Source organism: Micromonospora sp. S-DT3-3-22, assembly GCF_015354745.1.
In the GTDB taxonomy this organism is placed as follows: Bacteria; Actinomycetota; Actinomycetes; order Mycobacteriales; family Micromonosporaceae; genus Micromonospora; species Micromonospora wenchangensis.
Window position 1 is genome coordinate 1 of the sequence record NZ_JACGMO010000223.1, and the last position, 5,144, is coordinate 5,144.

The 5,144-nt window shown below is 72.4% G+C and carries 5 protein-coding genes and 1 pseudogene; all 6 read left to right on the forward strand.

The window, feature by feature from the left end; all coding sequences use genetic code 11:
* Positions 1 to 330 (forward strand): type VII secretion protein EccB (locus H1A17_RS33320; protein WP_194823749.1); only part of this gene is annotated, 330 nt, incomplete at its 5' end.
* 67 nt (positions 331 to 397) lie between these two features.
* A complete protein-coding gene (locus H1A17_RS33325) occupies positions 398 to 694 on the forward strand; it encodes a WXG100 family type VII secretion target (protein ID WP_145919390.1) in 297 nt (98 codons plus the stop codon).
* 30 nt (positions 695 to 724) lie between these two features.
* Positions 725 to 1,021 carry a WXG100 family type VII secretion target gene (locus H1A17_RS33330; protein ID WP_145919391.1) on the forward strand — a complete coding sequence of 99 codons (297 nt, stop codon included), beginning with the start codon at positions 725 to 727 and terminating at the stop codon, positions 1,019 to 1,021.
* Positions 1,022 to 1,081: 60 nt separating this feature from the next.
* The gene (locus H1A17_RS33335; protein WP_194823750.1) at positions 1,082 to 1,468 is read left to right on the forward strand and encodes a hypothetical protein; all 387 of its coding nucleotides are present in this window, start codon (positions 1,082 to 1,084) and stop codon (positions 1,466 to 1,468) included.
* Between the two features lie 4 nt (positions 1,469 to 1,472).
* The gene (locus tag H1A17_RS33340) at positions 1,473 to 3,605 is read left to right on the forward strand and encodes a hypothetical protein (RefSeq protein ID WP_145919393.1); all 2,133 of its coding nucleotides are present in this window, start codon (positions 1,473 to 1,475) and stop codon (positions 3,603 to 3,605) included.
* Positions 3,606 to 3,611: 6 nt separating this feature from the next.
* A pseudogene (locus tag H1A17_RS33345) lies at positions 3,612 to 5,144 on the forward strand (hypothetical protein); the annotation flags it as partial.

Consider the following 5,144-nt stretch of genomic DNA (forward strand, 5'->3'; position numbering starts at 1 on the left):
GCCGACGGCCGGCCCCGGGTCGTCGCGGCCCGACCGGCACCGGCGTCCGGCATCGTGCGCGGCGGTGTCGGAGTGACCCGGACGACACACACCGCCGACGCGGTGACGGTCGCGCCCGGACGCGGCGGGCTGGTGGTCGCCGGCCGTGCCGGGCGGCCCGGCACCGCCTACCACCTGGTGACCGACGCCGGGGTGAAGTACCCGCTCGCCGGTGCGGCGGTGGCGGAGCGGCTGGGTTACGCCCCCGCCGACGCGACCGTCGTCGCCCCGGAACTGATCGACCTGCTGCCCACCGGTCCCGCCCTCGACCCGGCCCGGGTCGTCGGATGAGGCCGGCCCGGCCAGCGGAGCCGGCGGCGCGGAACCGCCGCGACCGCCCCAACCGGAAGGAGCGCCGATGCCACTCGGCAACGAGGTAGACGAGCAGACCATCCGCAGCACCATCTCGGCCATGAACCAGACCGACGCGCAGTGCGACGCGGCGCAGCGTGCCGTCGACAACACGTCCAGCTTCCTGGACACCCAGTGGCGTGGGGAGGCCAAGACCACCTTCACCACCTCCATCCAGCAGTGGCTGGAGGGGCTGGGCAAGGTCAAGCAGGGCCTGCTCGACCTGAACACCGCGATGACCTCGCACTACCAGACCAGTGCGCAGGTGGAGCAGGACAACGCCCTCTCCGCCAGCTGGACCTGACCACCGACCGACCCCTCACGGAGGACGACCATGCCGTCGTACGGACTCAATCCCAACGGGCTGCTGGACAGCTCGGCCGAGTTGCAGGGCGTGACCACCAGCATCCAGAACTCGATCGACGAGCTCAATACCGTCGTGCAGACGTACGTCAGCGCCAACTCCGGTGACACCCGGGAGGCGTTCACCGCGGCGCAGGCCAAGTGGAACGCCGGGATCGAGGAGATGCGCCGGGCGCTCGCCGACGCCTCGTCCCGGCTCGACCAGATCCACGACAACTACCGGCTGGGCGACGCGCGGGGCGCGGCGCTGTTCCAGGGCAACGTCTGACCTTCGGTGCGGCGGGCGGTACCGGGCCGCCCGCCCCCACCTCACGGAACGGAGCACCAGATGCCGATCGTCATCGACGAGCCGTACATCAACCAGCTCATCGCGAAGCTGAACAGCCTGCGGGACGCGGTCGACACCGCCACCTCCGGGCAGGGCCAGTACGTGTCGCAGACCCTGCGCGACCTGGTCGTCTCGGCCGGCACCAACAACTTCGAGCCGGGCAAGACCATCCGCGACCAGCTCAACAAGACCGGCGACACGCTGCTGGCCCGGATGACCAGCCACCGGACGACGATGAACGCCCTCGCCCTCGGGCTGACCGAGCTGCTGGCGAACTCGGACTACATCGAGTCGCTCAACTCGATCACCGCCGAGCGTTTCCTGGAGTTCCTGCCCGGCACCGGCACCGGCACCTCGCCCAACCCCACTCCCAACCCGACGGCGTGACCCGGTGACCGCGCCGTACCAGGACATGTCCCAGTGGACCTGGGAATCGATGCTCCAGAACGTGCTGGGCGAGGGCAGGGACGGCCCGGACGGCACCAGCGGCACCATGCTCGACCGCAAGCTGGTGGCCGGTCCGGACGTGCGGTGGCTGCGCCTCGTCGACCACATGGACGACGTGACGGAGTCCTCGCAGCCGCCCAGCGACGGCGATGTGACCAACCGGATCGACTCGCTCGACGGCAACGAGTTCTTCCTCTACCGGATCAGCTCGGTCGGCTCGCTGCGGGACGGGCAGCCCCACTACACCACCCGGACCCAGTTCATCCAGGTGAAGATCGTCTTCAACGATTCGCAGACCGAGGGGGCGCCCTCCCCGCGCGGGGCCTTCGAGACCTTCTACAAGTCCAGCGAGGGGGCGTTGCAACGGCTGACCAGCGGCACCAACCCCGTGTTCAGCTGGAAGAGCTTCACCGACGCCGCCAAGATGCTGCACGACGTGGAGAGCAGCCTGATCAGCACCGAACGGGAGCTGAAGACCATCCTGGACCGGGTCGGCGACGACGCCTCCGGGTTCCAGGGCAACGCCTCCGGGGTGTTCATCGGGGCGGTGTCGGGCCTGCGTCGGGACGTCCACCGGCTCGCCGTCGACATGAACGCCAACAGCGCCGACCGGGCCTGGTCCGACCAGGTCGACGACGTGGTCGACGACATGACCACCTTCCGCAACAAGATCGCCGGTTCGTTCCGGGAGTTCAGCGACCACACGTTCCAGTGGTTCAACGGCTACAACCCGACCACGTTGATCGACTCGCTCAAGAAGATCATCACGGAGGTCAGGACGGGCAACTTCAGCCAGGTCACGATCACCCTGCCGGACGCGTACGGCAACGGCACGGTGAACACCGGCACCTTCAACCTGATGACCGAGGCCGGCTGGCAGAGCGTCGACAACCTGGTCAAGGGGGCCTGGCTGGGCCAGTTGCGGGAGCTGGACGCCACGATGCGCACCGAGCTGGCGCGGTTGACCACCCGGCTGCGGTCCGTCACCCACCTGGTGAGCGTCATCTCGCCGCCACCGACCACCACCAACGCCACCCCGCCGCCGGGGGGCACCCCCAACCTCAACGGGCCGGACCTGAACGGCGGTGGTGGTCCCGGCCTGGGCGGCGGCGGTGACCTCGGGCTGGGCGGTGGTGGCGATCTCGGCCCGGGTGGCGGGGGTGACCTGGGCCTGGGCGGTGGTGGTGACCTCGGGTCCGGTGGCGGGGGTGACCTGGGGCTGGGTGGCGGTGGCGGGGGTGACCTCGGTCTGGGCGGGGGGTCCGGGCTCGGTCTCGGTGGCGACCTGGGCCTGGGTGGTGGGTCCGGCCTGGGTGGCGGGAGCGGGGCGGGCGGCCTGGGACTCGGCGGGGGTGACCTCGGTGCCGGTGGGTCGACCGGGGGACTGGGCGGGATCGGCGGCGGCATCGACTGGGACGACCTGCTCGGCGGTGGCACGGGGTCCGGCTCGGCCGGTGGCGGCGGGATCGGCGGTGGCCCCGGTGGCGGGATCGGCGGCCCCGGTCTCGGCGGCGGTGCCGTCGTTCCCGGCCTGCCTCCCGGGCTGGGTGGACTGGGTTCCGGTGGTTCGGGTGGCCTCGGTGGTGTCAAGGGCGGCGGGGCGGGTGGCCCCGGCGACGACACGACCAACCCGTCGGCACAGTTCCCGACCGATGTGGACGGCGTCGACGTCGGCAACCTGGGTGGCGGCTCGCCCGGCGAGTCCTCGACCAGCGGGGTGGCGCTCGGCAGCGAACTTGCGGCACTGCTCGGTGAACCCACCGGCGTCGGACCCGGCGGCACCGGGGCGCGGGGCGCCGACTCCGCCACCTCGGCGGCCGGCGGGTTCCCGATGATGCCCCCGATGGGCGGCATGGGTGGCATGGGTGGGGGCGGCCAACAGGGGGAGAAGGACCGTGAGCGCAAGACCTGGCTGGAAGAGGAGGAGGACGTCTGGGGCACCGACCCGGAGTGCGGGATGGCCGTCATCGGCCGGGCCGAGCAGTCCGGGGAACCGGCCACCACGATGCCGGTCGCGCCGCGCCGACCCGGTCAGTCGCCCGGCCCCACCCGGACGACGGGCCGCCGCCGTGGCTGACCGGCGATGCGGGCGGGCCGCGCGGTGACCGCCCCGAACCCGGAGTACGCCGGCTGGACCTGGGAACGGATGCTGCGCGACGTGCTCAACGAGGGGCGCGACGGCTCCGACCAGGGCAGCGGCACGCTGATCGACCGCAACCTGGTCGCCGGCCACGGGGTCACCTGGGTCCGGTTCGTCGAACGGCGGACCCAGGAACTGGACCGTGGCACCCGCCCCACCGTCGACCCGGGAGACCGGGAGCTGATGGGCTACCGCCGGGTCGGCCCCGGAGTGGACGACCCGCAGCGGGACCTCTGGGAGATCGTGCGGGGCCACGTCACCTTCTGGGAGGGGGCTGGCGGCCCACCACCGAGCACCGCGTTCGACAGCTTCTACCGGGCGAGCGTCAACGCCCTCACCCGGTTGTACGCCGGCACCAACGGCTGGTTCAGCGAACGCAGTTTCACCGACGCCGGCAACCTGCTCTGGCGGGTCGAGCAGACGCTGCTCACCACCGCCGCCGAGCTGCGGGTGCTGCGCGACGGCATCAGCGGGACCGGTTCCGGGTTCGAGGGGTCGGCCTCGGCGGTCTTCGTGGCGGCGCTGACCATTCTGCACGCCGACATCGACCGGCTCACCCGGGACATGAACGCCACGAACGAGGCCAACGCCTGGTCGGACCGGGTCTTCCAGCAGTCGAACGATCTGCTGATGTTCCGCGAGCGGATCAACGACGCCTGGCGGGTCTTCAGCGACCACACCCACGAGTGGTTCAACACGTACCATCCGACCGCGCTGTTCAGCACGGTCCGCAGCATCCTGGCGCAGGTCGACCAGGGCAGCCTCAACGCGGTCCAGGTCACCATCCCGGACACCTACGGCACCGGGCCGGTCAGCGGCACGTTCGACCTGACCACCGCGGCCGGCTGGACCGGTCTCGACCTGCTGCTGCGCACCGCCTGGGTACGGCAGCTCGTCCGGCTCGACCTGGCGATGCGCGACGCGCTGGCCCAGCTCGTCGCCGCGTTGCGGGAGACCAGCGGGATCGTCAACCGGTTCGCGGGCCCGTCCGGCGGCGGCGACCAACCGCCGCCGCCGGGCTCCCCGGACGGCCCCACCGACGGTCCACCCCGCAACGAGGTGCGTTTCACCACCACCCAGGTCGGCGGAACCGGATTCGACGGGGCCGGTTCCGGTGCTTCCGGGGGCGGTGGGGCGGACCTGGCGTTCTCCTCCTCCTCGGCGGCCGGCGGGGCGGGGGAGATGCTGACCGGTGGCCCGGCGGCCATCGGCGCGCTGGGCGGCGGCGGGTTCGGCGGGGCGGGCTTCTCGGCCCTCGGCGCGGGAAGCCTGGCCGGCGGCTCCGGTGCCGTCGGCCCCTCGGGCCTGACCGGAGGTGTCGGCCCCTCGGGCCTGGCCGGCGACGGTGTCGGGGCGGTCGCCGCCCTCGGGCGTACCGGCGTCGGCGGCTGGGGCGGCGGCGCGCTGGCCGGGGTGGGTGGCCTGGCCGGCGGCGTCAGCCCGGTGATCGGCGGCCGTACCGGAGGGGGCGTCCCG

Coding starts and splice junctions, on each gene's coding strand:
- H1A17_RS33330 (WP_145919391.1), top strand. CDS start 725: ATGCCGTCGTACGGACTCAATCCCAACGGGCTGCTGGACAGCTCGGCC.
- H1A17_RS33325 (WP_145919390.1), top strand. CDS start 398: ATGCCACTCGGCAACGAGGTAGACGAGCAGACCATCCGCAGCACCATC.
- H1A17_RS33335 (WP_194823750.1), top strand. CDS start 1,082: ATGCCGATCGTCATCGACGAGCCGTACATCAACCAGCTCATCGCGAAG.